The following is a 23,520-nucleotide window of genomic DNA, read 5'->3' on the forward strand; positions in this document are numbered from 1 at the left end:
CTATCGAAGCCCTTCTGCCAGGGGACCCAGCGTGAGAACGGGGAAGAACGTGAGCGCCGTGACGAGCACGGTGACGGAGGCGAGCATGCCGACGAACAGGGGTCGGTGGGTCGGCAGGGTCCCGGCGGTCGCGGGGATCCGATCCTGCCTCGCGAACGACCCGGCCAGGGCGAGCACGAGCGCGATCGGGATGAAGCGGCCCAGCAGGATCGCGGTGCCGAGCGCCCAGTCGAGCCACGGGGTGCTCGCGGTGAGGCCGGCGAACGCCGATCCGTTGTTGTTCGCGGCGGATGTGAAGGCGTAGAGCACCTCGGACGTGCCATGCACGCCGTGGTTCAGGATCGACGTGCCGGTGACGCTGTCGCGCACTCCGGGGATCGCGAAGCTCAGCGCCGTGCCCGCGAGCACGAGCGTCGGCGAGATCAGGATGTAGAGGCTCGCGAGCTTGATCTCGCGCGGCCCGATCTTCTTGCCGAGGTACTCGGGCGTGCGGCCGATCAGCAGGCCGGCGACGAACACGGCGATGATCGCGAGCACCAGGATCCCGTAGAGACCGGAGCCCACACCGCCGGGGGAGACCTCGCCGAGCATCATGTTCAGCATCGGCAGCATGCCTCCGAGCGCCGTGTACGAGTCGTGCATCGAGTTCACCGCGCCCGTCGAGGTGCCCGTGCTCGTCGTCGCGAACAGCGTCGACCCGATGATCCCGAAGCGCTGCTCCTTGCCCTCCATCGCGCCGCCCGCGAGCTGCGGCGCGGGACCGCCGCCTCCGGCCTCCAGCATCAGCAGGATCGTGAAGGACGCGGTGAAGAGGAGCGCCATGACCGCGAGCACCGCAGTGCCCTGGCGGGTGTCTCCGACCATGCGGCCGAACGTGCGGGTCAGTGCGAACGGGATCATGAGCATGAGCACGATCTCGAACAGGTTGGTCCACCCGGTCGGGTTCTCGAAGGGGTGCGCCGAGTTCGCGTTGAAGAAGCCGCCGCCGTTGGTGCCGAGCAGCTTGATCGCCTCCTGCGAGGCGACCGGTCCGCCCGGGATGCTCTGCGTCGCGCCGGCGAGCGTGCGGACCTCGGTGAAGCCCGCGAAGTTCTGGACCACGCCGCCGACGAGGAGCACGAGCGCCGCGACGAAGGCGATCGGGAGCAGGACGCGCACGAGGCCGCGCACCAGATCGACCCAGAAGTTGCCGATCGTGCCGCTGCGGCGGGCCGCGAGGCCACGCACCAGAGCGATCGCGACCGCCATGCCGACCGCCGCCGACGTGAAGTTCTGCACGGCGAGGCCGGCCATCTGCACGGCGTAGCCGAGCGTGCTCTCGGGGGCGTACGACTGCCAGTTCGTATTGCCGACGAACGAGGCCGCCGTGTTGAACGCCAAGTGCTCGGACGGCGCCGGGAGGCCGAGCGCCTGCGGGAGCAGCGGCTGCAACCGCTGCATGCCGTAGAGCAGCAGCAGGCCGACGAGCGAGAACAGCAGCACACTGCGCAGGTACGCCTGCCAGGTCTGCTCCGAACGGGAATCGACCCCGAGCAGCCGGTAGGCCCCGCGCTCGATGCGCCAGTCCTTCCGCGAGGTGTAGACCCAGGCGAGATAGTCGCCCAGGGGACGCACGAGCGCGCCGACGACGAGCGCCACCGTGGCGAACGAGAGGATCGCGAACCACCAGTTCATCAGAAACGCTCCGGCTTCACGAGGGCGACCACGAGCGTCACGAGCACCGCGATGCCGAGGATCGCGCCGACGATCTCGAAGACCATCACAGCTTCTCCACCGCCTTCCCGATCAGACCGACGAGCGCGAAGATCGCGATCGCACCGAGCACGGTGACGACATCAAGCACGAGAGACTCCCAGTTCGTGAGGATCGCGGAGCCCCGGATCGGGCGACCGCGCACCGGGCCGCGGCAGGAGGCCTGCGACCGGTGCGAAGCTCATGCAACACCCGTTGGCGGGATCCGGCGGGCGTCCTCACGGAATCCATACGGGCGGGCGGCCGGCGCCTACGGATTCCATACGGCAGCGCCGATCCGGGCCGCCTGACGAGCCGGTTGGCCGCGCCGGGCCCTGGTGCGGACCCCGGTGCGGGAGTAGCGTGGCCGCCAACGGGATCGAGGGCAGTCCATGATCGGAAGGACCCGGCGGGGAGCCTCGCGCGCCGCCGCGGCGCTGCTCGCTGCGGGGTGCAGCCTCGGAGCGATCGGGTGCGCCGCGGGACCGACCGGGCCAGGGGCGCCGGTCTCACCGGGCGGGTCGTCCAACGGCGGGACGGAGGGGCCCGGCACGGCCGCAGCTCCGGCCCCGGAGGGCTCGACGACGGTGGCGTGCGACGCTTCGAGGCCGGCCGATCCCGACCCGGGCGGCGATCCCGACCCGGGCGGCGATCCCGACCTGGGCGGCGATCCCGACCTGGTCGTCGGGCCGTTCTCCCTCCCCGGCGCGGCCCACGGCATCCGGACGTACGGCGGGACCCCCGCGGCCCCGGGACCCGACGGGCTCAGCTACTACAAGATCGGCGTGCAGGTCGTCTACGGCTCGACGGCGACCGTCTCCATCGGTGCCGAAGCGCGCTCGTTCGCCGGGATCCGCACCGAGCGCGGCCGGGACGGCGGATACTCCGCGGTGACCTACGCGGCGTGCGCGAACGACGCCGAGGCCGAGTCCCGCGGCCTCGGCACCGCGGGCGAGGCAACGGGCTCGACGCGGGGGTTCTGGGTCGGCGGCTTCCTGCTGAGGGACCGCGACTCCGCCTGCCTGCCGCTCGAGATCACCGTCGGGGGCGACCCGACCGTGCACCGCGTCGAACTCGCGCTGCCCGCCGGCGCGTGCGGGTGAGCGTGCGACCGGGGGCATGCGGCCCGCCCGGAATGCGACGCCCGGGCGACGTGTTGGAACCCGGCGTAGACTCTCCGCGTCGCGCCCGCCCGCGCACGACCGGACCCGATCCCGAGGAGGCGCATGACGCGCGAATTCCAGAAGCCGATGCTGCAGCCGAGCGCGACGTTCGACTGGATCATCGGGGCCGACGACCCCGCGACCACGCACCGCCTCGCGCAGGAGACCTCTTGGGCCCTGCTCGATCGCGTGCGCAGCGTCGCCGACCCCGAGATCGTCGAGCGGGTCGTCCAGCTCGCGAACGGCCGGGGGCTCGAGGACGTCGCGGAACTCTGGTCGCACGCGGGCGCCCACTCCCTCGCCGGGGTGCTCTGGCGCCTGTACCTGATCCGCCGCATCGCGGCGGGCGACCCCGAGGGTACCGCCGACCTGTTCCGGCGCGGAGCCGCGGCGGCCATCACCATCGACCCCGTCGTCGCGGGCGCCGCCGAACCGGTCACGCCCGAATCGATCGCGGCGCTGTGCGACACGATCCTGCGGGGCGTCTTCGCCGGCGATCTCGCCATCGCCCTCGACCGGGCCGCCGCCTATTGCCGGATCCTGTCGCTCGGCTCCGCCGACCTCGCCGATTCCCGCGATCCCCACGATGACGCCCACGCGGAGCACCTCACCAAGCGCTCGCTTCGCTACGCGACCCTCGCCGAAGAGCTGCACGCCGGCGCTCGCCGCTGGCGCGACGGCAGCCTCGACTGAGCGAGCACGCCCGGGCTGCGCAGCGACTCTTGCGCTCAGCGGTGCCGCGTTAGAATGTTCGTGCCGGGCCGCAGTAACCCCGGGCTCCAAATTCAGCCGCTTCGAGCGGCCTTCCGCCGAGAGGCGTTCTGCGGTCCGGTTCTTTCATGCCCGGGCCCGACGGTGCCGGGTTTTTTCGTGTCCGGGGTCTCGTGGGCGGGGTGCTTGCGAGCGGGGTGCTCGCGTGTGGGGTGCTCGCGTGTTCGTGTTCGTGTTCGTGCCCGGGCGAGCGCGCCGCTGCACGAAGACCGGCATCCTTGGCGAGAGCGGGATCAGCTCTCGGGGGTCGGGTCTACTGGGGAGGGTCGGGTGTACTGGCGAGGGCCGGCGCAACTATCGAGGGCCGGTGCAACTCTCGAGGGTCGGTGCAACTCTCGAGGGACGGGTCTACTGACGAGGGCCGGGCCTGCTCGCGGTGGTCTGGGCGGGTCCTCGAGACTGGAGCCGACTCTCGACAGCGGAGGGGACTCTCGGCATCGGCTGTCGGGCCTGACGAGGGCCGGTGCAGCTCTCGAGGGTTGAATCCACTGATGGGGGTCAGGTCTGCTGGCGAGGACCGGCGCACTTCTCAAGGGTCGGGGGTACTGCCGAGGACCGGTGCGCCTGCCGAGGACCGGTGCGCCTGGCGAGGGCCGGTGCAGCTCTCGAGGGTCGGGTCTACTGACGAGAACCGGGCCTGCTCGCGGTGATCTGAGCCGGCCCTCGACACCGGAACCGGTCCTCGACACCGGGACCGGTCATCGGCACCGGGACCGGTCCTCGGCACCGGGACTGGTCCTCGACACCGGGACCGGCTCTCGGCACCGGCCGTCGGGCCTCGTGCCGGACCCCGACCCCGACCCCGGCCCTCGGACCCCGATCCCGGACGTTGGAGACCGACTCCGAACCCCGAACCTCCGACCCCAGACCCCAGCACATCGACGGCCAGGCCCCAACCCCGAAAACGCGGATGGGCTCCTCCGCGAGAAGCGGAGGAGCCCATCTGAGAGCTATGAGCGGCTGCCTACCCGAAGCGGCCCGAGACGTAGTCCTCGGTGGCCTGCACCTTGGGCGTCGAGAAGATCGTCTTGGTGTCGTCGAACTCGATGAGCTTGCCCGGCTTACCGGTGCCCGCGATGTTGAAGAACGCGGTGCGGTCCGAGACGCGCGAGGCCTGCTGCATGTTGTGGGTCACGATCACGATCGTGTACTCCGACTTCAGCTCGTCGATCAGGTCCTCGATGGCGAGGGTCGAGATCGGGTCGAGCGCCGAGCAGGGCTCGTCCATGAGGAGCACGTCGGGCGACACCGCGATCGCGCGGGCGATGCAGAGACGCTGCTGCTGGCCGCCGGACAGGCCCGAACCGGGCTTGTCGAGGCGGTCCTTGACCTCCTTCCAGAGGTTCGCACCCTGCAGCGAACGCTCGACGAGCGCGTCGGCGTCGCTCGACGACATGCGGCGGTTGTTGAGCCGCACGCCGGCGAGCACGTTCTCGCGGATCGACATGGTGGGGAAGGGGTTCGGCCGCTGGAACACCATGCCGACCTGTCGGCGCACGAGCACGGGATCGACGCCCGCGCCGTAGAGATCCTCGCCGTCGAGCAGCACCTCGCCCTCGACGCGAGCGCCGGGGATGACCTCGTGCATGCGGTTGAGCGTGCGGAGGAAGGTGGACTTGCCACAGCCCGACGGCCCGATGAAGGCGGTGACGCTGCGGGGCTCGATGTTCATCGAGACGCCCTCGACGGCCAGGAAGTTCGAGTAGTAGACGTTGAGGTCGTTGACCTCGATGCGCTTCGACACTGGGTGTGTTTCCTTCGGTTTCGGGAGGTTCGGGTTATCGGCCGGTCTTCGGCGAGAAGTACTTCGCGACGAGACGGGCGATGAGATTGAGCGCCATCACGATCAGGATGAGCACGAGGGCGGCGGCCCAGGCGCGATCGAGGAAGGCTTCGACCGGGTTGCCCTGGTTGGCGTACTGCGTGTACACGAACACGGGGAGCGACTGCATGCGGTCGGCGAACAGGTTGTAGTTCATCGAGGCGGTGAAGCCGGCGGTGATGAGCAGCGGCGCGGTCTCGCCGATGACGCGGGCGATGGCGAGCACGACGCCCGTGGTGATGCCGGCGGTCGAGGTCGGGAGCACGACCTTCACGATGGTCAGCCACTTCGGCACGCCGAGCGCGTACGAGGCCTCGCGCAGTTCGTGCGGCACGAGCTTCAGCATCTCCTCGCTCGAGCGCACGACCACGGGGATCATCAGCACGGAGAGTGCGACGGCTCCGACGATGCCCATGCGGACGCCCGGGCCGAGGAACAGCGCGAAGAGCGCGTACGCGAAGAGGCCGGCGACGATCGACGGGATGCCCGTCATGACGTCGACGAGGAACGTGATCGTCTTCGCGATGCGACCGCGGCCGTACTCGACGAGGTAGATCGAGGTCATGAGTCCGAGCGGCACCGAGATGATCGTCGCCGCGAGCGTGATGAGCAGCGTACCGATCATGGCGTGCAGCGCGCCGCCGCCCTCGCCGACGACGTTGCGCATCGAGGAGGTGAAGAAGGTGGCGTCCATGCGGGCGACGCCGTTGCCGATCACCGTGATCGCGACCGAGACGAGCGGCACCATCGCGAGCAGGAACGCGCTCGTGACGAGGCCGGTGACGAGGCGGTCGGTGGCCTGGCGGCGGCCCTCGACGGCGGCCGTGATGCCAGTGGAGGCGACGAGGTAGAGGATCGCGCCGACGACCACGGCGCCCACGACGCTGAAGTCTCCGCCCGCGGCTGCGGCGAGCAGCGCGAAGAGGGCGAACGAGATGACGAGGCTGGCCCCGAGGATGATCCAGGGGGTGCTGCGGGGGAGCCGGTTGCCCGAGAGCGCGGAGCCGGCGGAGACGGGGCGGATGGTGACGGCGGCCATCAGTTGGCTCCAGAGAACTCGGCCCGGCGGCTCACGATCCAGCGGGCGATCGCGTTGACCAGGAAGGTGACGATGAAGAGGATGAGGCCGGTGGCGATGAGGATGTTGATGTTCTCGCCGTACGCCTCGGGGAACGACAGCGCGATGTTCGCGGCGATGGTCGAGGGGTTCTCTGACGTGAGGAGCTTGAGGCTCACGAGGCCGGTCGCGGAGAGCACCATGGCGACGGCCATGGTCTCGCCGAGCGCACGGCCGAGGCCGAGCATGGCGGCCGAGACGATGCCGGGTCGCCCGAAGGGCAGCACGGCCATCTTGATCATCTCCCAGCGGGTGGCGCCGAGCGCCAGCGCGGCCTCCTCGTGGAGCACGGGGGCCTGCAGGAAGATCTCGCGGCAGATCGCGGTCATGATCGGCAGCACCATGACCGCGAGCACGATGGCCGCGGTGAGGATGGTGCGGCCGGTGCCGCTGACGGTGCCGCCGAACAGCGGGATCCAGCCGAGATTGCTGTTGAGCCAGACGAAGACCGGCTGGACGGCGGGGGCGAGCACCCCGATGCCCCACAGGCCGAAGACGACGCTCGGCACCGCGGCCAGCAGGTCCACGATGTATCCGAGCAGCTGCGCGAGCTTGCGCGGCGCGTAGTGGGAGATGAAGAGCGCGATGCCGATCGAGAGCGGCAGCGCGATGACGAGCGCGAGGATCGCCGCCCACACCGTGCCGAAGATGAGGGGGCCGACGTAGGCCCAGAAGTTCGAGGTGAGGAGCGAGGCGGACTCCTTCGTCGCGACGAACGCGGGGAGGCTCCTCGTGATCAGGAAGATCGCCACCGCGGCCAGGGTGACGAGGATCATGCTGCCCGCGAAGATCGCGGAGCGGGAGAAGATGCGATCGCCGAGGCTCAAGACCGGCTTGGCTGCCGCGGTGGGTGCGGTCACGTGGACAGGGCTCCTTCGAATACTGGTGAGAACGGCGCGAAGGGCGGCCGGGACCGTGTCCCGGCCGCCCTCTGCACGTTACTTGATCGCGTCGACCGCGGTCTTGACCTTGGCGGCCAGGGTCGCGGGGAGCGGAGCGCTGCCGGACGCCTCGGCGGCGGCCTTCTGGCCCTCTTCGCCGGTGACGTAGCCGAAGTACGACTTCACGAGCTCGGCGTTCTTGGCATCGGCGTACTGCTCGCAGCCGATGAGGTAGCTGATGAGGACGATCGGGTACACGCCCTCCTTGTCGGAGGTGCGGTCGATCTTGACGGCGAGGTCGTTCACGGTGCGACCGGTGTCGAGCGCCGAGTGCTCGGCGATCGCCGAGGCCGCCTCGGGGCTGTACTTGACGTACTTGTCGCCGACCTTGATCTCGACGGTCCCGAGCTTGCCGGCCTTCGACGCGTCGGCGTAGCCGATGGTGCCGACGCCCTTGGTCACGGCCTGCACGACGCCCGAGGTGCCCGATGCGCCCTCGCCGCCGAGCTCCTTCGGCCACTCCTCGACCGAGCCGGCGGCCCAGTCGGCGCCGCCCGCGGCTGCGAGGTAGTCGGTGAAGTTGCCCGTGGTGCCCGACTTGTCGGAGCGGTGCACGGCGGTGATGTTGGTGTCGGGGAGCTTCGCATCGGGGTTCTGCGACGCGATCGCCTGGTCGTTCCACTTGGTGATCTTGCCCGAGAAGATCTTCGCGACGGTCGGTGCGTCGAGCTTGAGCGAATCGACGCCCTCGACGTTGAAGATGATCGCGATCGGCGAGATGTAGGCGGGGACCTCGACGATGCCGGTGCCCGGTGCGCAACCCTTGAACGGGCCGGCCTTGATCTCCTCGGCCTTGAAGGCGCGGTCGGAGCCGGCGAAGGCGCTGGCGCCCTGCTGGAAGGTCTCGCGGCCGGCGCCCGAACCCGAGGGCTCGTAGTTGACGGTGACCTTCTCGTTGGTCTTCTGGAACGCAGCGATCCAGGCCTGCTGCGCCGAATCCTGCGAGGACGCGCCGGCGCCGTTGAGCTCACCGGAGAGGTTCGACTTCGCGGCGCTCTCGGAGGGGCTGGTGCCGCCCGACTCGTTGGCAGCGCAGGAGGTCAGGGCGATCGCGGCGATGCCGCCGATCGCTGCGATCTTGATCGCGGGAGAGATCTTCACAGTCAGATCCTGTCCATTTCTTCTGATGAACCGGCGCCGGGGCGCCGCGGGCTGGATGCCTCGGATCCCAAGGTAGGCAGCGCATGTGACGAACGATCTTCCGTCGGGTGAACAGCAGGTGAACGCCCGTCGAGAGGCGCGTGATCCTGCGCGGTTTCCGGTGGTGGCGCGACCTGGACAACTTGCGTTCGGGCTGCGGCACGGCGGAGGAGCGCGAGCGGTCCTTCCCCCGAAGTGCGGCGGGCGCGAGTAGACTCGTGCCGTGATCATTCGGCTCGACAGTGCCCTCGGGCGTTCGGAGGTCCCCGTCGGCGTCGCCGCCGGGGGCAGGTGAGGACCCCGCCCTCGCCGCCGCGCTCCGCGCGTGCGGCGATCTCGCCGAGCCAGAAAATCACTCGCCCCGCACGCGCGGGCGGCGCAGCCGACGCGCCGGTCGCCGCGACCGTGCCGGGCACGACCGAAAGCAGTCGATCATGCTTCCCCTGACCGAATCCATCATCCGTTCGTCCTTCGTCAACGCCTCCCGCAGGGAGGTGAAGGACGCGGTGCTGCCCGACTTCCTCGACGCCGTCGCCTGGGACGCGCTCGATTACCTGGGCTGGCGCGACCCCAAGTTCGCGAAGCGCGCCTACGTCGTGCTGCCCTCGCTCGACGGCGATCCGGTCGGGGTCGTGCTGCGGCAGGCCGATGCCGCACCGCGCTCCCGCGCCATGTGCAGCTGGTGCCGCGATGTGCGCCTGCCGAACGACGTGGTCTTCTGGAGCGCCCGTCGGGTCGGCGAGGCCGGCCGACGCGGCGCGACCGTGGGCACCCTGATCTGCCGCGACTTCGAGTGCTCCCGCAACGTGCGCAACGATCCGCCGCCCGCCTACGAGGGGTACGACGTCGCCGCTGCGCGGGTCCAGCGCATCGACGAGCTGCGCCTCAAGGTCGCGGGCTTCGCCGACATGCTGGTGACCGGGCGCTGAGACCGCACCGTTCCGGTGCCGCCGCGCGAGCGACGGCACCGGAACGTGCGCGACCGCGCCTCAGTGCCGGACGGGATACACCTCGACGCCGAGGATCCCGGCGCCCGGATGGGTGCGGGAGAAATGGAAGACCGAGAAGCCGCCCGGGGGCAGGGCCGCGGCCTCCTGCAGGTAGTCGCCGGGCAGGCTGCCGGTGGCCAGCGCGAGCTCGCGCGCGACGTCGGGCAGCACCGGCCGGTGCGTGCAGACGACCGTGTTCTTGCCCTTGCGCACGATCTTGCCGACGATGCTGCGGAGCTCGTCGGTGCTGCCGGCGTCCCAGGCCTCCTGGCTGAGGCCCTCGTGCACGCGCACCGTCTTGCGCAGGTGATGCGCCAGCGGAGCGACCGTGCGCATGCAGCGTTCGGCGTTCGAGGAGAGGATCCGTTTGGGGCCGAACGCCTCGAGCATGGCGATCAGGTTCTCGGCCTGGTCCTCGCCGGCGTCGGCGAGCGGGCGGGTGCGGTCCTCGGGGAACAGCGCGCTGCGGGCCTCCGCCTTCGCGTGGCGGAGCAGGATCACCGAGAAGGTGTCGGCGGCGTCGCGGTCGACGAACCGCTGGAAGACGTCGAGGATCTCGCGATCGGCGGGGTAGCTCAGCCGCTTGCGGGCCTTGTTCAACGGCACCCACTCGAGCGCGGCGACCTCCTTGTTGGGCAGGAAGGACGACAGCTGCACGGCCTGCTCGGTCACCTCGGCGGCCCAGTACTGCACGGTCTTCTCGCCGTTGCCCGGCATCCGGTAGTGGATCGTGCCCAGGTTCGCGCCGAGCCGGACCGAGAGACCGGTCTCCTCGTGGGTCTCGCGCACCGCGGCCTGCGGCATGCTCTCGCCCGGATCCAGCTTGCCCTTGGGGAAGGACACGTCGCGCTGCTTGGTGCGGTGGATGAGCAGCACCATGAGCTGCTCGCTGCCGTCGGAGCGCACGACGCGGCGCCAGCACACCGTGCCCGCCGCGAGGATCGGGCTCGGTGCCTCGGGGCTCATCGGGCTCCCCGGCTCCGCGCTTCGGCGCGATCCACCATCACCAGGTCCTGGAGGTCGGGCAGGGGTTCGCCCTCCTCGCTCACCACGCGCCGCGACCAGCTGCCGTCGGGCAGCATGCGCCACGACGAGACCTCGTCGCTGAACGCGAACGAGAAGAAGCGGTCGATACGGGCGAGGTGCTCGCGGTCGAGCAGGCGCACGAGCACCTCGATGCGGCGGTCGAGGTTGCGGTGCATGAGGTCGGCGCTGCCGATGTAGACCTCGCGCTCGCCCGCGTTCTCGAAGGCGTAGATGCGGGAGTGCTCGAGGTAGCGGCCGAGCACGGAGCGCACGCGGATGTTCTCGGACAGTCCGGGCACCCCCGCGCGGATCGAGCAGATGCCGCGCACCCAGATCTCGATGGGGACCCCGGCGCGGCTCGCGCGGTAGAGCGCGTCGATGATCGCTTCGTCGACCATCGAGTTCGCCTTGAGCTTGATCCCGCTGGGGCGACCGGCTCGGGCGTGCTCGGCCTCGCGCTCGATGCGGTCGAGCAGGCCCTGGCGGAGCTGCAGGGGGGCGACGAGCAGCCGGTCGTACTGCGTCTCGATCGCGTAGCCCGAGAGCACGTTGAAGAGCCGGGTCACGTCGCGGCCGACCTCGTCGGAGGAGGTGAACAGGCCGAAGTCCTCGTAGATGCGACTGGTCTTCGGGTTGTAGTTGCCGGTGCCGATGTGGCAGTAGTGCCGCAGCCGACCCTGCTCCTCGCGGATCACGTGCACGAGCTTGCAGTGGGTCTTGAGGCCGACGAGGCCGTACACCACGTGCACGCCCGCCTGCTCGAGCTTGCGGGCCCACGTGATGTTGGCCTCCTCGTCGAAGCGGGCCTTGATCTCGACGAGCGCGAGGACCTGCTTCCCGGCCTCGGCGGCTTTGATGAGGGAGGCGACGATGGGGCTGTCGCCCGAGGTCCGGTAGAGCGTCTGCTTGATGGCGAGCACGTCGGGATCGGTCGCGGCCTGCTCGACGAACGCCTGCACACTGGTGGAGAAGGACTCGTAGGGGTGGTGCACGAGCACTTCGCGGCGGGCGATCGCGCGGAACACGTCGGGCTTCTCGCTCGGCGTGTTCGGGCGGAACTGCGGGTGGGTCACGGGGATGTGCGGGGTGAACTTGAGGTCGGGGCGCTCGACGCGGGTCACGGCGAAGAGGCCGCCGAGGTCGAGCGGCGCGGGCAGCGTGTAGACCTGCTCCTCGTCGATGTCGAACTCGCGCACCAGCAGGTCGAGCGTGGCCTCGTCCATGTCGTCCGAGATCTCGAGGCGGATCGGCGGACCGAAGCGACGGCGCAGCAGCTCCTTCTCGAGCGCCTGGATCAGGTTCTCGGTCTCGTCCTCCTCGATCTCCACGTCCTCGTTCCGGGTGACGCGGAACACGTGGTGATCGATGACCTCCATGCCGGGGAAGAGCCCGTCGAGCTGGTTCGCGATGAGCTCCTCGAGGGAGATGAAGCGGACGTCCTCGGCCGACTCGCGACGGTCGACGCGGACGTAGCGGGGGATCATCTGCGGCACCTTGAGCCGGGCGAACTCGACCTTGTCGGTGCGGGGGTTGCGCACCCGGATCGACAGGTTGAGCGCGCGGCCCGAGATGTAGGGGAACGGGTGCGCGGGGTCGACCGCGAGCGGCATGAGCACGGGGTAGATGTGCTGCTCGTAGTACTCGGTGAGGATCGCGTGGTCGGCGTCGTCGAGGGTGTCCCAGTCGACGATCTTGACCCCGGCCTCGGCGAGCCCGGGCTGCACCTGCTCGGCGAAGCAGCGCGCGTGGCGCAGCTGCAGCTCGTAGGCGACGCGGTTGATCTCGGCGAGCACCTCCGTGGGCGCGCGACCGACGTTCGTGGGGACCGCGAGGCCGGTCACGATGCGGCGCTTGAGACCGGCGACGCGAACCATGAAGAACTCGTCGAGGTTCGAGGCGAAGATCGCGAGGAAGTTCGCCCGCTCGAGCAGCGGCACGGTGGGATCCTCGGCGAGCTCGAGCACGCGCTGGTTGAAGGCGAGCCAGCTGAGCTCGCGATCGAGGTACCGATCGGCCGGCAGATCGTCGGTGCCGGCGTGCAGGATCGCGTCCGTCTGGTGGCGGGTGTCGTCGCTCATGCTCCCCATTCTGTCATTCGGGATCGGCTCGGCACCCGCCGTTCACGAGGAGTTCTCCGCGGTGTCGCCCGGCCCCGCGGAGCGCAGCCACTGCCGGCTCTCGCGCTCCAGCGCGAAGCCGGCCCGCTCGTAGAGGCGGATCGCGCGGTCGTTGGTGCCGTCGACGTAGAGGGAGACCCGGTCCGGGCGGTGCGCGGCCATGCGCGCGAGGGCGGCGTCGAGCAGTGCGCGGCCGAGGCCCCGGCCGGCGTGGGCCGGGTCGACGCCGAGCACGTACAGCTCGCACTCCGTCCCGTCGTCGCGGCCCACGGTCTTGACCCAGGCGAAGCCCGCGAGCGGGGCGCCGGGTTCGGCACCGTCGGCGGCGAGCAGCACGTCGTCGGCCGCGAACCAGGGCTCGCGAGCGAGCGTCGCGAAGTCCGCGGCGGTCATGGCGCCCTGCTCGGGGTGGCCGGCGAAGGCGAGGGCGTTGACGCGCACCCAGTCGGCCAGCTGCTCGGCGTCGCCCGGGTCGGCGGCCGGGGCCGAGAACCCCGCGGCGAGGACCGGTGCGACGGGGTCCGGCGATCCCTGCGGGAGCCGCTCGGGATCGAGCGTCATCAGGTGGAGCGAGCGGACCGGAGCGAACCCGGCCGCGCTCAGGAGCGCTTCCGCCGCGGGGTTCGCGCCGTGCACCCAGGCGCGCAGCTCGCCGCCCGCCTCCGGCAGGGTCAGGAGCTCGGCGAGGGCCGCGGTCGCGATGCCGCGGCCGCGGGCATCCGGGCGGACCACGAGGTCGAGTTCGCCGGCGCCCACGATGCCGACCGCGTCCGGCGCGATCCCGGGATCCTCGCCGAATGCGAGCACGCGCCGATGCCCCTGCGCGGCTCCGGCGACGGCCTGGTCGGAGACGGGGGCCGCGCCGTCGGCTCGCTCGGTCGCGTCGAGCAGGGCGCGCACCGCTGCCCAGCCGTCGGCGGATCGCGGATCGATCTCGATGCTCATTCGCCGTCCTCCGTGTCCTGCGGTTCGCGCGCGAAGCCGTAGCCGACGCCCCGCACCGTGCCGATGAGCGAGTCGTGCTCGCCGAGCTTCGCGCGCAGTCGGCGCACGTGCACGTCGACCGTGCGCGTGCCGCCGAAGTAGTCGGTGCCCCAGACGTCGCTGAGCAACTGCTCGCGGGTGAACACGCGCCCGGGGTGCGCGGCGAGGAAGTGCAGCAGCTCGAACTCCTTGTAGGTGAGGTCGAGCGGCCGGTCGTGCAGCCGCGCGGTGAACGTCTCCTCGTCGATGCGGAGCCCCGTGGCGCCCGTTTCGGCGGTGCCCGCTCCGCGCCGCTGCGCGCGCTCGCAGGCGAGTCGCAGGCGCAGGTCGATCTCGGCTGGGGATGCGGTCGGCAGCAGGACGTCGTCGATGCCCCACTCGGTCGTGACGGCGGTCAGCGTGGACTCGGCGATGACGAGCAGGACCGGGGTCGCGGTGCTCGAGGAGAGGGCCTGCCCGGCGCTGCGCGCGAGGCGGGGGTGCTGGGTGCCGTCGATGAGCACGGCGTCTGACCGGGCCGCGAGGCTCGGGCTCGGCTCGATCGACAGCGGCGCCGCGCGCAGCTCGTGGGCCAGCAGCTCCACGCCGGGGAGGGCATCGGCCGGGTCCTGGTCGGCGAGGCAGAGCAACTGCATCGGTGCGCTCCCCTCTGCCGCGGCGATCGAGACCCCTCCATCCTAGGCGGAGCGCTGTGCCACAATGGCCGGGTGAGCGACACCGACGAAGTGCATTCCTGGCACCTGCCGAGGCTGATCATCGCCTGGGCCGTCGCCGCCGTGATCGGCGTGCTCGTGACCGTGCTAGAGCACGATGCCGAGCAGCGCTTCGCCTGGCTCGCGCTCGCCATCGGGGCGAGCACGCTCGTGACCTTCGGCCTGCAGCTCGGAACGGCGCAGCGCGAGGGGTTCATCACCCGGACGGCGTTCAGCGTCGCGGGCTCGGTGGTGGTGATCGCGGTGATCGACCTCATCGGCCTGCTCGTCGGCTGAGCGGCGTCTCCGCGCTGGTAGCATGGGGCCATGCTCGCTCTCGAACTCTTCTTCCTCGGACTGCTCGGCCTGGCTTCGCTCTCCATCGCGTGGGTGGCCGGAACCGTCGTCTACAAGCTGTTCAAGGGTCAGCGCTAGGCCGCGTGCCCAGCAGCTTCCTGCGACTTCCCGGCGCCGTCGAGGCGTCGGACTCCGGCGTCGCCGCCCACTACGGCGCCCCGCTCATCGAGCAGCGGGCGCTCGAAGCCGGTGACGCGATCGTCGATCTCGGGCACCACGAGGTCCTCACCATCGGCGGCCCCGACCGGCTGAGCTGGCTGCACTCGTTCACGAGCCAGAGCCTCGCCGGCCTGCGTCCGGGCGAATCCGCCGAGACCCTGCTGCTCGATCCCAACGGGCGCATCGAGCACCCGATCCGCGTCGTCGACGACGGGGAGCGGCTCTGGCTGCTCCTCGACCCGGGCCGCGGCGCCGATCTCCTGGCCTTCCTGCTGCGCATGCGCTTCGCGCTGCGCGTCGAGATCGAAGATCGCAGCGCCGACTTCGCGACCGTGCTCGCCATGGGCGACGGGACCGCTGCGCCCGCGATCGCAGCGCTCGGCATCGCCGCGGCCGTGTGGCGGGACCCGTGGGGCGCGCTCGTGCACGGCGGCGCGCAGTACGCGGGTCGGCATCCCGGCGAGGGCTGGAACGCGATCCGGTTCGTCGTGCCGCGGGCCGGGCTCGACCGGGTCGCCGGTCTGGTCGACGGCACCGCGATCCGCGCGGCGGGGCTGTCCGCGCTCGACGCGCTCGAGATCCGCGCCGCACGCCCGTCCGCGGCCGAACTCGACGAGCGGGCGATCCCGCACGAGTTCGATTGGCTGCGATCCGCCGTGCACCTGAACAAGGGCTGCTACCGCGGACAGGAGACGGTGGCGAAGGTGCACAACCTCGGCCATCCACCGCGACGTCTCGTGCTGCTGCACCTCGACGGCTCCGCAGGGGAGCTCCCCGAAGCGGGCGCCCTCGTGTACCGTGCGGGGGAGTCCGCCGGTGCCGACGCGCGACCGGTCGGCCGGGTGACCCGGGCCGGCCTGCACCACGAGTGGGGCGGGATCGCCCTCGCGCTGCTCAAGCGTTCGGTCCAGGAGGATGCGGCGCTCGAGGTCCGTCTCGGCGAGGGGCCGGACGCGGTCGCAGCCGCGCAGGAGACGATCGTGCCCGCGGACGCGGGCGCGACGCGCGGCGTTCCCCGCCTGCCGCGCATCTGAATCCGGTCGCGCGCTCGCCTAGACTTGGGGCATGACGAACACGCTGATCCTGCTTCGCCACGGCCAGAGCGAATGGAACCAGAAGAACCTGTTCACCGGGTGGGTCGATGTGCGACTCACCGAGCAGGGCCGCGGCGAGGCCGCGCGCGCCGGTGACCTGCTCGCAGAGTCGGGCCTGCTGCCCGACGTGCTGCACACCTCCGTGCTCAGCCGCGCGATCCAGACCGCGAACCTCGCGCTTGAGAGCGCCGACCGCATGTGGATCCCGGTGCGTCGCTCCTGGCGCCTCAACGAGCGCCACTACGGCGCGCTGCAGGGCCTCGACAAGGCCGAGACGCTGCAGAAGTACGGCGAGGAGCAGTTCATGGAGTGGCGTCGCTCCTTCGACACCCCGCCGCCCGTGCTCGACGACGCGAGCGAGTGGTCGCAGGCGAACGATCCCCGCTACGACGGCATCGACGGCGAGAAGCCGCGCACGGAGTGCCTGAAGGACGTCATCGAGCGGATGGTCCCCTACTGGGAGAACAGCATCGTGCCCGACCTGAACGCGGGGAACACCGTGCTGGTCACGGCGCACGGCAACTCGCTGCGCGCGCTGGTGAAGCACCTCGAGGGCATCTCCGACGAGGACATCGCGGGGCTCAACATCCCGACGGGCATGCCGCTCGTCTACGAGATCGACGAGGCGGGCCGCCCGACCGGCCCCGGCCGCTACCTCGACCCCGAGGCCGCCGCCGCGGGTGCCGCCGCGGTCGCCAGCCAGGGGCGCTGAGCGCACGCATCGGTCATGCCGCGGCCGCGCCCTGCGAATAGGGGCGCGTCGCTGGCCCGGTGGCCCCTGGGTTCAGGGACGGCTCGCTCGCTCCAGACGCGCTCGAAAGCGCGACGCCTTCTGCGAGTGAGAAGCTGAGTCGGGGCTACTCCAACATTGCTTCAGCGGCCTCTACCTGTACTTGGGAAATGGTGCACGATTGGATGAAGCCTTCATCAATTCTCTCGCACTCGAGTCCTTTTGCACGGGTCACGAGGTAAACTTCGCCGCTGAACAGAAGAGGGGGCAAAGAGAACCTGGTCCCAGGGAGCGGGATCTCCTTCTTCTCGTTGCCAGCTATTGTTGAGACTAGAATTCTCCCGGAAGCCGGGTATCTGCTGAAAATCTCCAGTAGTGCTTGCTGACTTTCCCCGGGCTCTAGCATTAATGTTGCGGCGACCGGGCGCTCGGCTGGATCCTTGTTATCGTCCATTGAGATCTGGCTGGCGATTGAATCATTCTTGTCTGCTTCGATTCGAATGTACTGAATGGTCGCCGGCCTCGGGTTCCTTGAATCGCAAATTACCCGAATTCTTGGTTCCCCTCTATCCGGGAGTGTAGATGATTCTGGACGAAAGTCCGTGAGGGATAGCGTAACGCCATCTTCCGCTGAGTTGAACATGTCAACATGGAAGCGGCGAATCAAAGGAGATCCGTATCTTTTGAGCCATGCTTCTTGGGCGGGTCCACAGCTCTCTTCGCCTGCTTCTGGAATTGGAAAATTGCCACCAATGGCCGAGGCTGGGATATGCCACTCACTGAAATCGTCGAGGGTTGAAGTTGTTTCGAGCTGCAGGCTATCGCTGTTTGTCGAGTTCCTCGTGAATATTTCCCAGGCATCGATAACGTCTAGGAACAGGCCAGTGGCAAGAGAGGTGGCTCCCACGATGCTAGAAACTAGTAGCAAGCGCCTTTTGTCCTTGCGTGCCATGCTTACGGTCGCTCAACAGTCTCGGCGGCACGCTTCATGAGTAAAGCCGCTTCCTTAAGGGTGCAGGGGTGTGTCTTGGTCCGATTTGGGTCAGATGGTGAAGTCTCGGGGACTCCGCACCGAAATCTTCCGTCTCCTTGCGCATAAGTTCCATAGCCAACAAAGAAGCCCGGGACCGACTCTCTTTGGAAAGAGACGTCTTCTGCCAGCGTGACAGTCTCTTCTGTTCTTGCAATATCTGCAAGGACTGTGCCTTCATACTGTCGTTGCGTGTCCACTTCGGGGGCTCGAGCAATGAAAATGTGGGAGGCCTTTTGGGGGCTGACGTTGATTGTTGCGGGCATGCCTTCTTGGTGTGTTGACTGAGTGGCACCTTTGCTCCATCGGGCCGCTTTTCCGTCAATTCCCATAAGTATCAACTGGCCGAAGCTGTTTCCCATTCCCCCTGTAGGGCAAGAAAAGGAAATGAGTGGCACGCTATCCACTTCGTTCCCTATGAAGCGAATATTTTTCAATGAGAGAGATCCGCCTGCGGTGGCATTGTTGGAAAGCGTGAGTTCAAGGAGTCCCCAGCCGCCGAAACTAGGGGCTGGTTTGGCGTTCTTCTGAAGCCATTTGTATTGCTCGGGGCTGCATGTATAGTTTCCCTTTATTCGGGTGGGGTTGTCCGGAAAGTCTTGAATCTTGGCATCGGTTGGTATTTGCCACCAGTAGCTAAAATGATCTCGATTGGAGGCGAAAGGTCGGGGGTTTTGGGCTCTGGCGATTCCTTTCTTCGAGGCCGGGCGCATCGTTTCATTCGCGGGCGTGGGGGTATTGTTGGGCTTCGAGATGGTCAAAGTCTTGGTTGAGGAGCGCTCGGTCCCCAACGTGTCGACGATGACTACTGTGGAAGTGGTGGCGAGTACTGAACCCACGACTATTGACCAAATTAGGCTTCTGCGCCGCTGCCTGCTTGATCTGTAGGACCTGGTCGAAGGCTGGGGTGCTCTTGGGCTTTGTTCCGAGTGCATTTCCGCTGCGTTCCTTGGAGTTTTGAGAAGGTTCTCGTTTCACCATACTGGAAGCGGAGAATTTTTTTGCAAGAGGAACGGGGTTGATTTCACGGGCCACTGCTCACCGAAATTGTTTATCTCTGTGTGTGTCTGGCCGAGCGCGTGGCCTCAGGCGCGCTCGATGAGGGCGGTCGCGATCGCTGCGACCCCCTCATCGCGGCCGGTGAAGCCGAGGCCGTCGCTCGTCGTGGCGCCGAGGCTCACGGGTGCGCCGAGGACCGCGCTCATGCGCGCCTCGGCCTCGGCCCGCCGCGGCGAGAACTTCGGCCGGGTGCCGACGATCTGCACGGAGACGTTGACGGGGCGCCAGCCCTCGGACCCGAGGCGCTCGAGGGCGAGCCGCACGAAGCCGGTGCTGTCGGCGTTCTCGGTCCCGGGCAGATCGATGCCGACGAGCCCGCCGATGTCGCCCAGACCTGCGGCCGAGAGCAGCGCGTCCACGATCGCGTGGCAGACGACGTCGCCGTCGCTGTGCCCCGAGAGCCCCGGCTCTCCCGGCCACTCGAGGCCCGCGAGCCGCAGGGGGGCGTCCGGGGCGTAGGCGTGCGCGTCGACCCCTGTTCCGACGCGGATCATCGCGCTCCCGGGCCGCCGCCGAGGCTCGCCAGCAGCGCCTCGAGGATCACACGATCCTCGGGGGTCGTGAGCTTGTGCGCGCGCTGCTCGCCGGCCACCGTTCGCACGGTGCCGCCGGCGCGCTGCACGACCTCGGCATCGTCGGTCGGCCCCGCCTCCTGCCGCTCCGGGTCGCCGTCCTGGAGCTGCGCCGTCGCGTGCGCGGCGGCGAGCAGCTCGCGCGGGAAGCCCTGCGGGGTCTGCACCGCGACGAGGGGCGAGCGGTCCACCGTCTCGCGCACGACGCCGTCCTCGCCGATCCGTTTCAGGGTGTCGGCGATGGGCAGGGCGGGCACCACCGCGGTTCCCGCACGCAGCACCTCCGCCGCGACGCGGTCGAACAGCTCCGGGCTCGCGAGGGGCCGGGCCGCATCGTGCACGAGCACCGTCGTCACCGAGTCGGGCAGGGCTTCGAGACCGAACCGGACCGACTCGTGCCGTTCCCGTCCGCCGGGGACGACCGCGGTCGACCAGCCGCAGTCGTCGGGGAGCGCCTCGTCGAGCAGTTCGAGCGTCTCGGCGGCGCGCTCGGCGGGCACCACCACCGCGATGTGCCCGGCGTGGGGGAGCGCGACCACCGCGCGGAGCGCGTGCTCGAGCACGGAGCGCCCGCCGATCTCGACGAAGGCCTTGGGGACTCCTGCGCCGAGCCGGGTGCCGCTGCCGGCGCCGACGAGCACGACGCCGAGACTGCCGATGGGGTGCGGGGTGCCGCCGGTCCCGGGGTGCTCGTTCGCGAGCGGTGAGCGTTCCATGCGCTCAGGCTACCGCCTGGGCGGCGAACGGCACCCGGCGCCGGGCGATCGGAACCGGAAACGCAGAACGCCCCGCTCGTGAGCGGGGCGTTCTGCGTCGGACGGGGGCCTAGGAGGCCAGCACCTCGTCGAGCATCTCGGATGCCTTGTCCTCGTCGGTCTTCTCGGCGAGCGCGAGCTCGGAGACGAGAATCTGGCGGGCTTTGGCGAGCATGCGCTTCTCGCCGGCGGACAGCGAGCGGACCTCCTGATCGCGACGCCAGAGGTCGCGCACGACCTCGGACACCTTGATGACATCGCCGGAGGCGAGCTTCTCGAGGTTCGCCTTGTAGCGGCGGGACCAGTTGGTGGGCTCCTCGGTGAACGGGGCGCGCAGGACCTCGAAGACCTGCTCGAGGCCCTCCTGGTCGATGACGTCGCGGACGCCGACCAGATCGCAGTTCTCTGCCGGCACCTCGATGGTCAGGTCGCCCTGGTTCACCTGGAGCTTGAGGAAGAGCTTCTCTTCGCCGCCCAGTTTGCGCGTCTTGACCTCGATGATCTTGGCCGCGCCGTGATGGGGATAGACGACAGTCTCTCCGACCTCAAATTGCATGGAGTGGCTCCTTCGTGTTCCAACCTCTAGAATACCACACCGGCATACCGCTAGTAAGGGCAGCCTAAGCTGCGTCGAGTTGCGCCCTGGCGGTAGGATGATTCCAAACTGCTCGCGGAGCGGGCAGGGACTCGACCACCATCGCTTCGGAGGATCTCCTTGAAGATTCGGATCGCCTCATCCATCGCCCTCGCGGCGGCGCTCACCCTCGGCGCGACCGGCTGCAGCCTGATCGCGGCGCAGGACACGCTGATCCAGTACGCGCCGAGCGACGGGGTCGACGCCAACGTCAGCGGCGTCGAGGTGCGCAACCTCATGCTGGTCGCCGACGAGAGCGGCGAGCAGCAGAACGTCGTCTTCACCGGCATCAACGCCGGCGAGAAGGCGCAGCAGCTGACCATCTCCTTCATGGCCGACGGGCAGCAGGTCGCCACCTCGGAGTTCGAGATCCCCGCCGGCACCACCAAGTTCGGCGACCCCGAGGGCGAGCAGGCCCCGGTGCTCGTGCAGATCCCCGAGGCGAAGGCCGGCTCGCTCGTCGACGCCTACCTCTCGACCCCCGGCGCGGCCGAGGTGCAGCACCGCGTCCCCGTGCTCGACGGCTCGCTGAAGGAATACCGCCCCTACGTGCTGACGGCCGAGCAGGTCACGAAGTTCTCGGCGCCGGGCGAGAAGGCCGCCGACGCGAAGGCCGGCGCGGAGTCGACCTCCGCCAACTGACGCTCGCACGCGAACGAACGGAGGGCCCGCAGGCATCGCCTGCGGGCCCTCCGTCGTCTCCGGCTCGGGCCGGGATCATCAGGCGAAGCGGTAGCCGACGCCGCGGACCGTCGTGACGATCGTGGGGTCGGACGGCACGGGCTCGATCCGGGACCGGATCCGCTTGATGTGCACGTCGAGCGTCTTGGTATCGCCGTAGTAGTTGCTGCCCCACACGCGGTCGATGAGCTGGCCGCGCGTGAGCACCCGGCCCGAGTGCCGCATGAGCAGTTCGAGCAGTTCGAACTCGCGCAGCGGCATCGAGATCTCCTCGCCCCGCACCGAGACGGTGTGGCGCTCGGTGTCGAGTCGCACGCCGAGCTCCTCCAGCACGCCCTCCTCGGTCTCTTCCTCCTCCGGCTCGCCGGCGTGGCCGCGGCGCAGCGCGGCGCGGACCCGGGCCAGCAGCTCACGGGTCGAGTAGGGCTTCGTGATGTAGTCGTCCGCACCGAGTTCGAGGCCCACCACGATGTCGATCTCGCTGTCCTTCGCGGTCAGCATGATGATCGGGACCTGCGAGCGCGCACGGATCGACCGGCAGACCTCGGTTCCGGGCAGGCCCGGCAGCATGAGGTCGAGCAGGACAAGATCGAACTGCTCCTCGGGGAAGACCCGGATCGCCTCCGAGCCGTCGGCGACGACGCGGACCCGGTAGCCCTCGCGCTCGAGCAGGAACGCGAGCGGTTGCGAGATCGATTCCTCGTCCTCGACCAGCAGGATGCGCTGACTCACGCCGTGACCTCTTTCTTCCGCGATGCGGACGCTTGCTTCTGGATCTTCTTGGTCTTCGCCGAGCCGCGGGCCTTCTTCGCCTTCTTCGACTTCGGGTCCTCGAGATCGACGAGCGGGAAGGTCAGGCTGAAACTGGATCCCACGCCCGGCTGCGACCAGACCTGGATGTCGCCGCCGTGCGAGCGCATGGTGTGCCTGGCGATGCTCAGGCCGAGGCCCGTGCCTCCGCCGGCGCGGCTGCGCGAGGCGTCCACCCGGTAGAAGCGCTCGAAGATGCGGGGGAGGAGCTCGGCGGGAATGCCCTCTCCCTGATCGGTGACGGTCACGACGCAGGCACGGTCGGTGACCTCCATGCCGACTCCCACGCGGCCTCCGTCGGGGGAGTGGCGGATGGCGTTGCTCAGCAGGTTGGCGATGGCGACGCCGAGCGAGGCCTGCCTGCCGAGGGTGACGAGATCGCCGAGCTCCGCCGGGGGCTCGGTCACGACGAGTTCGACGCCGTGCTGCTCCGCGTAGGTGCGGTGGGCATCCACCTCGGCCCGCACGAGCCCGCGGAGCGACACGGGTTCACGGTCCTCGGGCTGCACCGAGCCCTGGGCCTCCGAGAGCTGGATGATGTCGCGCGACAGGTTGCCGAGGCGCTGCGACTCCTTCATCAGGGTCTGCGCGAATCCGCGCACCCGCTCGGGCTCGTCCGCGGCCTCGTGCACCGCCTCCGAGAGCAGGCTGATCGCGGCGATGGGGGTCTTGAGCTCGTGGCTGACGTTCGCGATGAAGTCGCGGCGCATGGCGTTGACGCGCTGCTCCTCGCCGAGGTCCTCGGCGATCACCACGAGGAACCGCCGCTGGATCCGGAACAGGTGCACGCGCACGGTGTCCGCGGTGTCGTCCGCCGACGGCTGCCGGGTCTCGGTCATGCCCGTCGACATCACGCGCCGGGCCTGGGCCAGGAAATCCTGCTCGCGCAGCTGCTCGCCGGTGATGCGGGGGTCGTCCCGGGCGGCGGGGTTCGCGTAGACGGGGGAGAGGGAGGAATCGAGGATCACGGCGAAGCTGTCATGCTCGTTCAGGATCTCGACGGCGACCTCGGGGAGCTCGGGGCGCATGGCGGCGGCTCGTCGGCGACCGGCCGAGCGTGCGGCGGTGATCGTCGCCGTGACCAGGACTCCGATGAGGATCCCCAGGCCGATGGAGGCGAGCACGAGCAGAGTCGGGGTCATGGCA

At 69.3% G+C, this 23,520-nt stretch carries 23 protein-coding genes and 1 pseudogene; 7 read left to right on the forward strand and 17 right to left on the reverse strand.

The window, feature by feature from the left end; genetic code table 11:
- The 3 genes from kdpA to AB3K78_RS01485 are packed head-to-tail and all read right to left on the reverse strand — an operon-like array spanning window position 1 to window position 1,897.
- Complete coding sequence (gene kdpA, locus AB3K78_RS01475; RefSeq protein ID WP_416445540.1) at window positions 1-1,674, reverse strand: potassium-transporting ATPase subunit KdpA; 1,674 nt, start codon at window positions 1,672-1,674, stop codon at window positions 1-3.
- Window positions 1,674-1,760 (reverse strand): potassium-transporting ATPase subunit F, encoded by an 87-nt coding sequence (locus AB3K78_RS01480; RefSeq protein ID WP_416447279.1) that lies wholly within the window; start codon window positions 1,758-1,760, stop codon window positions 1,674-1,676. The genes kdpA and AB3K78_RS01480 overlap by 1 nt, the downstream gene beginning before the upstream one ends.
- Window positions 1,760-1,897, reverse strand: coding sequence for a hypothetical protein (locus AB3K78_RS01485; protein WP_416445542.1), 138 nt, complete (start codon window positions 1,895-1,897; stop codon window positions 1,760-1,762). The genes AB3K78_RS01480 and AB3K78_RS01485 overlap by 1 nt, the downstream gene beginning before the upstream one ends.
- A 226-nt stretch (window positions 1,898-2,123) precedes the next feature.
- Between AB3K78_RS01485 and AB3K78_RS01490 the strand changes: the two genes are divergently transcribed.
- Window positions 2,124-2,834, forward strand: a complete 711-nt coding sequence (locus AB3K78_RS01490; RefSeq protein ID WP_416445544.1) for a hypothetical protein — start codon at window positions 2,124-2,126, stop codon at window positions 2,832-2,834.
- Window positions 2,835-2,957: 123 nt separating this feature from the next.
- A complete protein-coding gene (locus AB3K78_RS01495; RefSeq protein WP_416445546.1) occupies window positions 2,958-3,587 on the forward strand; it encodes a hypothetical protein in 630 nt (209 codons plus the stop codon).
- Between the two features lie 1,042 nt (window positions 3,588-4,629).
- Here the strand turns inward: AB3K78_RS01495 and pstB are convergent.
- The 4 genes from pstB to pstS all read right to left on the reverse strand — a co-directional run bounded on the left by pstB (window position 4,630) and on the right by pstS (window position 8,646).
- Window positions 4,630-5,409 carry a phosphate ABC transporter ATP-binding protein PstB gene (gene pstB / locus AB3K78_RS01500; protein ID WP_416445548.1) on the reverse strand — a complete coding sequence of 260 codons (780 nt, stop codon included), beginning with the start codon at window positions 5,407-5,409 and terminating at the stop codon, window positions 4,630-4,632.
- 34 nt (window positions 5,410-5,443) lie between these two features.
- A complete protein-coding gene (gene pstA / locus AB3K78_RS01505) occupies window positions 5,444-6,526 on the reverse strand; it encodes a phosphate ABC transporter permease PstA (RefSeq protein ID WP_416445550.1) in 1,083 nt (360 codons plus the stop codon).
- Window positions 6,526-7,464, reverse strand: coding sequence for a phosphate ABC transporter permease subunit PstC (gene pstC, locus AB3K78_RS01510; protein ID WP_416445552.1), 939 nt, complete (start codon window positions 7,462-7,464; stop codon window positions 6,526-6,528). The genes pstA and pstC overlap by 1 nt, the downstream gene beginning before the upstream one ends.
- Window positions 7,465-7,542: 78 nt before the next feature.
- Complete coding sequence (pstS, locus tag AB3K78_RS01515; protein ID WP_416445554.1) at window positions 7,543-8,646, reverse strand: phosphate ABC transporter substrate-binding protein PstS; 1,104 nt, start codon at window positions 8,644-8,646, stop codon at window positions 7,543-7,545.
- Window positions 8,647-9,119: 473 nt separating this feature from the next.
- Between pstS and AB3K78_RS01520 the strand changes: the two genes are divergently transcribed.
- A complete protein-coding gene (locus tag AB3K78_RS01520) occupies window positions 9,120-9,614 on the forward strand; it encodes an FBP domain-containing protein (RefSeq protein ID WP_416445556.1) in 495 nt (164 codons plus the stop codon).
- A gap of 60 nt (window positions 9,615-9,674) precedes the next feature.
- Here the strand turns inward: AB3K78_RS01520 and AB3K78_RS01525 are convergent, their stop codons facing one another.
- The 4 genes from AB3K78_RS01525 to AB3K78_RS01540 are packed head-to-tail and all read right to left on the reverse strand — an operon-like array spanning window position 9,675 to window position 14,436.
- A complete protein-coding gene (locus tag AB3K78_RS01525) occupies window positions 9,675-10,640 on the reverse strand; it encodes an NUDIX hydrolase (RefSeq protein WP_416445558.1) in 966 nt (321 codons plus the stop codon).
- Window positions 10,637-12,778, reverse strand: a complete 2,142-nt coding sequence (locus AB3K78_RS01530) for an RNA degradosome polyphosphate kinase (protein WP_416445560.1) — start codon at window positions 12,776-12,778, stop codon at window positions 10,637-10,639. Before AB3K78_RS01530 ends, AB3K78_RS01525 begins: the two co-directional genes overlap by 4 nt.
- A 42-nt stretch (window positions 12,779-12,820) precedes the next feature.
- The gene (mshD, locus tag AB3K78_RS01535; RefSeq protein ID WP_416445562.1) at window positions 12,821-13,762 is read right to left on the reverse strand and encodes a mycothiol synthase; all 942 of its coding nucleotides are present in this window, start codon (window positions 13,760-13,762) and stop codon (window positions 12,821-12,823) included.
- Window positions 13,759-14,436 carry a winged helix-turn-helix domain-containing protein gene (locus tag AB3K78_RS01540; protein WP_416445564.1) on the reverse strand — a complete coding sequence of 226 codons (678 nt, stop codon included), beginning with the start codon at window positions 14,434-14,436 and terminating at the stop codon, window positions 13,759-13,761. The genes mshD and AB3K78_RS01540 overlap by 4 nt, the downstream gene beginning before the upstream one ends.
- 72 nt (window positions 14,437-14,508) lie before the next feature.
- Between AB3K78_RS01540 and AB3K78_RS01545 the strand changes: the two genes are divergently transcribed.
- From AB3K78_RS01545 to AB3K78_RS01555, 3 genes are all read left to right on the forward strand, one after another.
- Complete coding sequence (locus AB3K78_RS01545; protein WP_416445566.1) at window positions 14,509-14,790, forward strand: hypothetical protein; 282 nt, start codon at window positions 14,509-14,511, stop codon at window positions 14,788-14,790.
- Between the two features lie 143 nt (window positions 14,791-14,933).
- Window positions 14,934-16,043 (forward strand): YgfZ/GcvT domain-containing protein, encoded by a 1,110-nt coding sequence (locus tag AB3K78_RS01550; protein ID WP_416445568.1) that lies wholly within the window; start codon window positions 14,934-14,936, stop codon window positions 16,041-16,043.
- Window positions 16,044-16,074: 31 nt separating this feature from the next.
- Window positions 16,075-16,815: a phosphoglyceromutase gene (locus AB3K78_RS01555; protein ID WP_416445570.1), complete on the forward strand. Its 741-nt coding sequence runs from the start codon at window positions 16,075-16,077 to the stop codon at window positions 16,813-16,815.
- Window positions 16,816-16,960: 145 nt separating this feature from the next.
- On the opposite strand, the gene AB3K78_RS01560 is transcribed toward AB3K78_RS01555, so the two are convergent.
- The 4 genes and pseudogenes from AB3K78_RS01560 to AB3K78_RS01575 form a co-directional block, all read right to left on the reverse strand.
- The gene (locus AB3K78_RS01560) at window positions 16,961-17,785 is read right to left on the reverse strand and encodes a hypothetical protein (RefSeq protein WP_416445572.1); all 825 of its coding nucleotides are present in this window, start codon (window positions 17,783-17,785) and stop codon (window positions 16,961-16,963) included.
- Between the two features lie 2 nt (window positions 17,786-17,787).
- Window positions 17,788-18,702 carry a hypothetical protein gene (locus AB3K78_RS01565; protein ID WP_416445574.1) on the reverse strand — a complete coding sequence of 305 codons (915 nt, stop codon included), beginning with the start codon at window positions 18,700-18,702 and terminating at the stop codon, window positions 17,788-17,790.
- A 246-nt stretch (window positions 18,703-18,948) separates the two neighbouring features.
- Window positions 18,949-20,210, reverse strand: a pseudogene (gene ispD / locus AB3K78_RS01570) (2-C-methyl-D-erythritol 4-phosphate cytidylyltransferase).
- Between the two features lie 109 nt (window positions 20,211-20,319).
- Entirely contained in the window at window positions 20,320-20,805 is a 486-nt protein-coding gene (locus AB3K78_RS01575; protein ID WP_046454009.1) for a CarD family transcriptional regulator, read from the reverse strand.
- 159 nt (window positions 20,806-20,964) lie between these two features.
- Between AB3K78_RS01575 and AB3K78_RS01580 the strand changes: the two genes are divergently transcribed.
- A complete protein-coding gene (locus AB3K78_RS01580; protein WP_416445576.1) occupies window positions 20,965-21,525 on the forward strand; it encodes a DNA modification methylase in 561 nt (186 codons plus the stop codon).
- Window positions 21,526-21,603: 78 nt separating this feature from the next.
- On the opposite strand, the gene AB3K78_RS01585 is transcribed toward AB3K78_RS01580, so the two are convergent.
- Complete coding sequence (locus AB3K78_RS01585) at window positions 21,604-22,296, reverse strand: response regulator (RefSeq protein WP_416445578.1); 693 nt, start codon at window positions 22,294-22,296, stop codon at window positions 21,604-21,606.
- Window positions 22,293-23,516, reverse strand: a complete 1,224-nt coding sequence (locus AB3K78_RS01590) for a sensor histidine kinase (RefSeq protein WP_416445580.1) — start codon at window positions 23,514-23,516, stop codon at window positions 22,293-22,295. The genes AB3K78_RS01585 and AB3K78_RS01590 overlap by 4 nt, the downstream gene beginning before the upstream one ends.
- Window positions 23,517-23,520 lie beyond the last annotated feature (4 nt).

This window comes from Leucobacter sp. HNU, from assembly GCF_047946755.1.
Taxonomy (GTDB): domain Bacteria; phylum Actinomycetota; class Actinomycetes; order Actinomycetales; family Microbacteriaceae; genus Leucobacter.

Bases quoted from the DNA above. Each gene is read 5' to 3' on its own strand.
- kdpA (WP_416445540.1), bottom strand. From the start codon at position 1,674: ATGAACTGGTGGTTCGCGATCCTCTCGTTCGCCACGGTGGCGCTCGTC.
- AB3K78_RS01480 (WP_416447279.1), bottom strand. From the start codon at position 1,760: ATGGTCTTCGAGATCGTCGGCGCGATCCTCGGCATCGCGGTGCTCGTG.
- AB3K78_RS01490 (WP_416445544.1), top strand. From the start codon at position 2,124: ATGATCGGAAGGACCCGGCGGGGAGCCTCGCGCGCCGCCGCGGCGCTG.
- AB3K78_RS01495 (WP_416445546.1), top strand. From the start codon at position 2,958: ATGACGCGCGAATTCCAGAAGCCGATGCTGCAGCCGAGCGCGACGTTC.
- pstA (WP_416445550.1), bottom strand. From the start codon at position 6,526: ATGGCCGCCGTCACCATCCGCCCCGTCTCCGCCGGCTCCGCGCTCTCG.
- AB3K78_RS01520 (WP_416445556.1), top strand. From the start codon at position 9,120: ATGCTTCCCCTGACCGAATCCATCATCCGTTCGTCCTTCGTCAACGCC.
- AB3K78_RS01525 (WP_416445558.1), bottom strand. From the start codon at position 10,640: ATGAGCCCCGAGGCACCGAGCCCGATCCTCGCGGCGGGCACGGTGTGC.
- AB3K78_RS01530 (WP_416445560.1), bottom strand. From the start codon at position 12,778: ATGAGCGACGACACCCGCCACCAGACGGACGCGATCCTGCACGCCGGC.
- mshD (WP_416445562.1), bottom strand. From the start codon at position 13,762: ATGAGCATCGAGATCGATCCGCGATCCGCCGACGGCTGGGCAGCGGTG.
- AB3K78_RS01540 (WP_416445564.1), bottom strand. From the start codon at position 14,436: ATGCAGTTGCTCTGCCTCGCCGACCAGGACCCGGCCGATGCCCTCCCC.
- AB3K78_RS01555 (WP_416445570.1), top strand. From the start codon at position 16,075: ATGACGAACACGCTGATCCTGCTTCGCCACGGCCAGAGCGAATGGAAC.
- AB3K78_RS01560 (WP_416445572.1), bottom strand. From the start codon at position 17,785: ATGGCACGCAAGGACAAAAGGCGCTTGCTACTAGTTTCTAGCATCGTG.
- AB3K78_RS01575 (WP_046454009.1), bottom strand. From the start codon at position 20,805: ATGCAATTTGAGGTCGGAGAGACTGTCGTCTATCCCCATCACGGCGCG.
- AB3K78_RS01590 (WP_416445580.1), bottom strand. From the start codon at position 23,516: ATGACCCCGACTCTGCTCGTGCTCGCCTCCATCGGCCTGGGGATCCTC.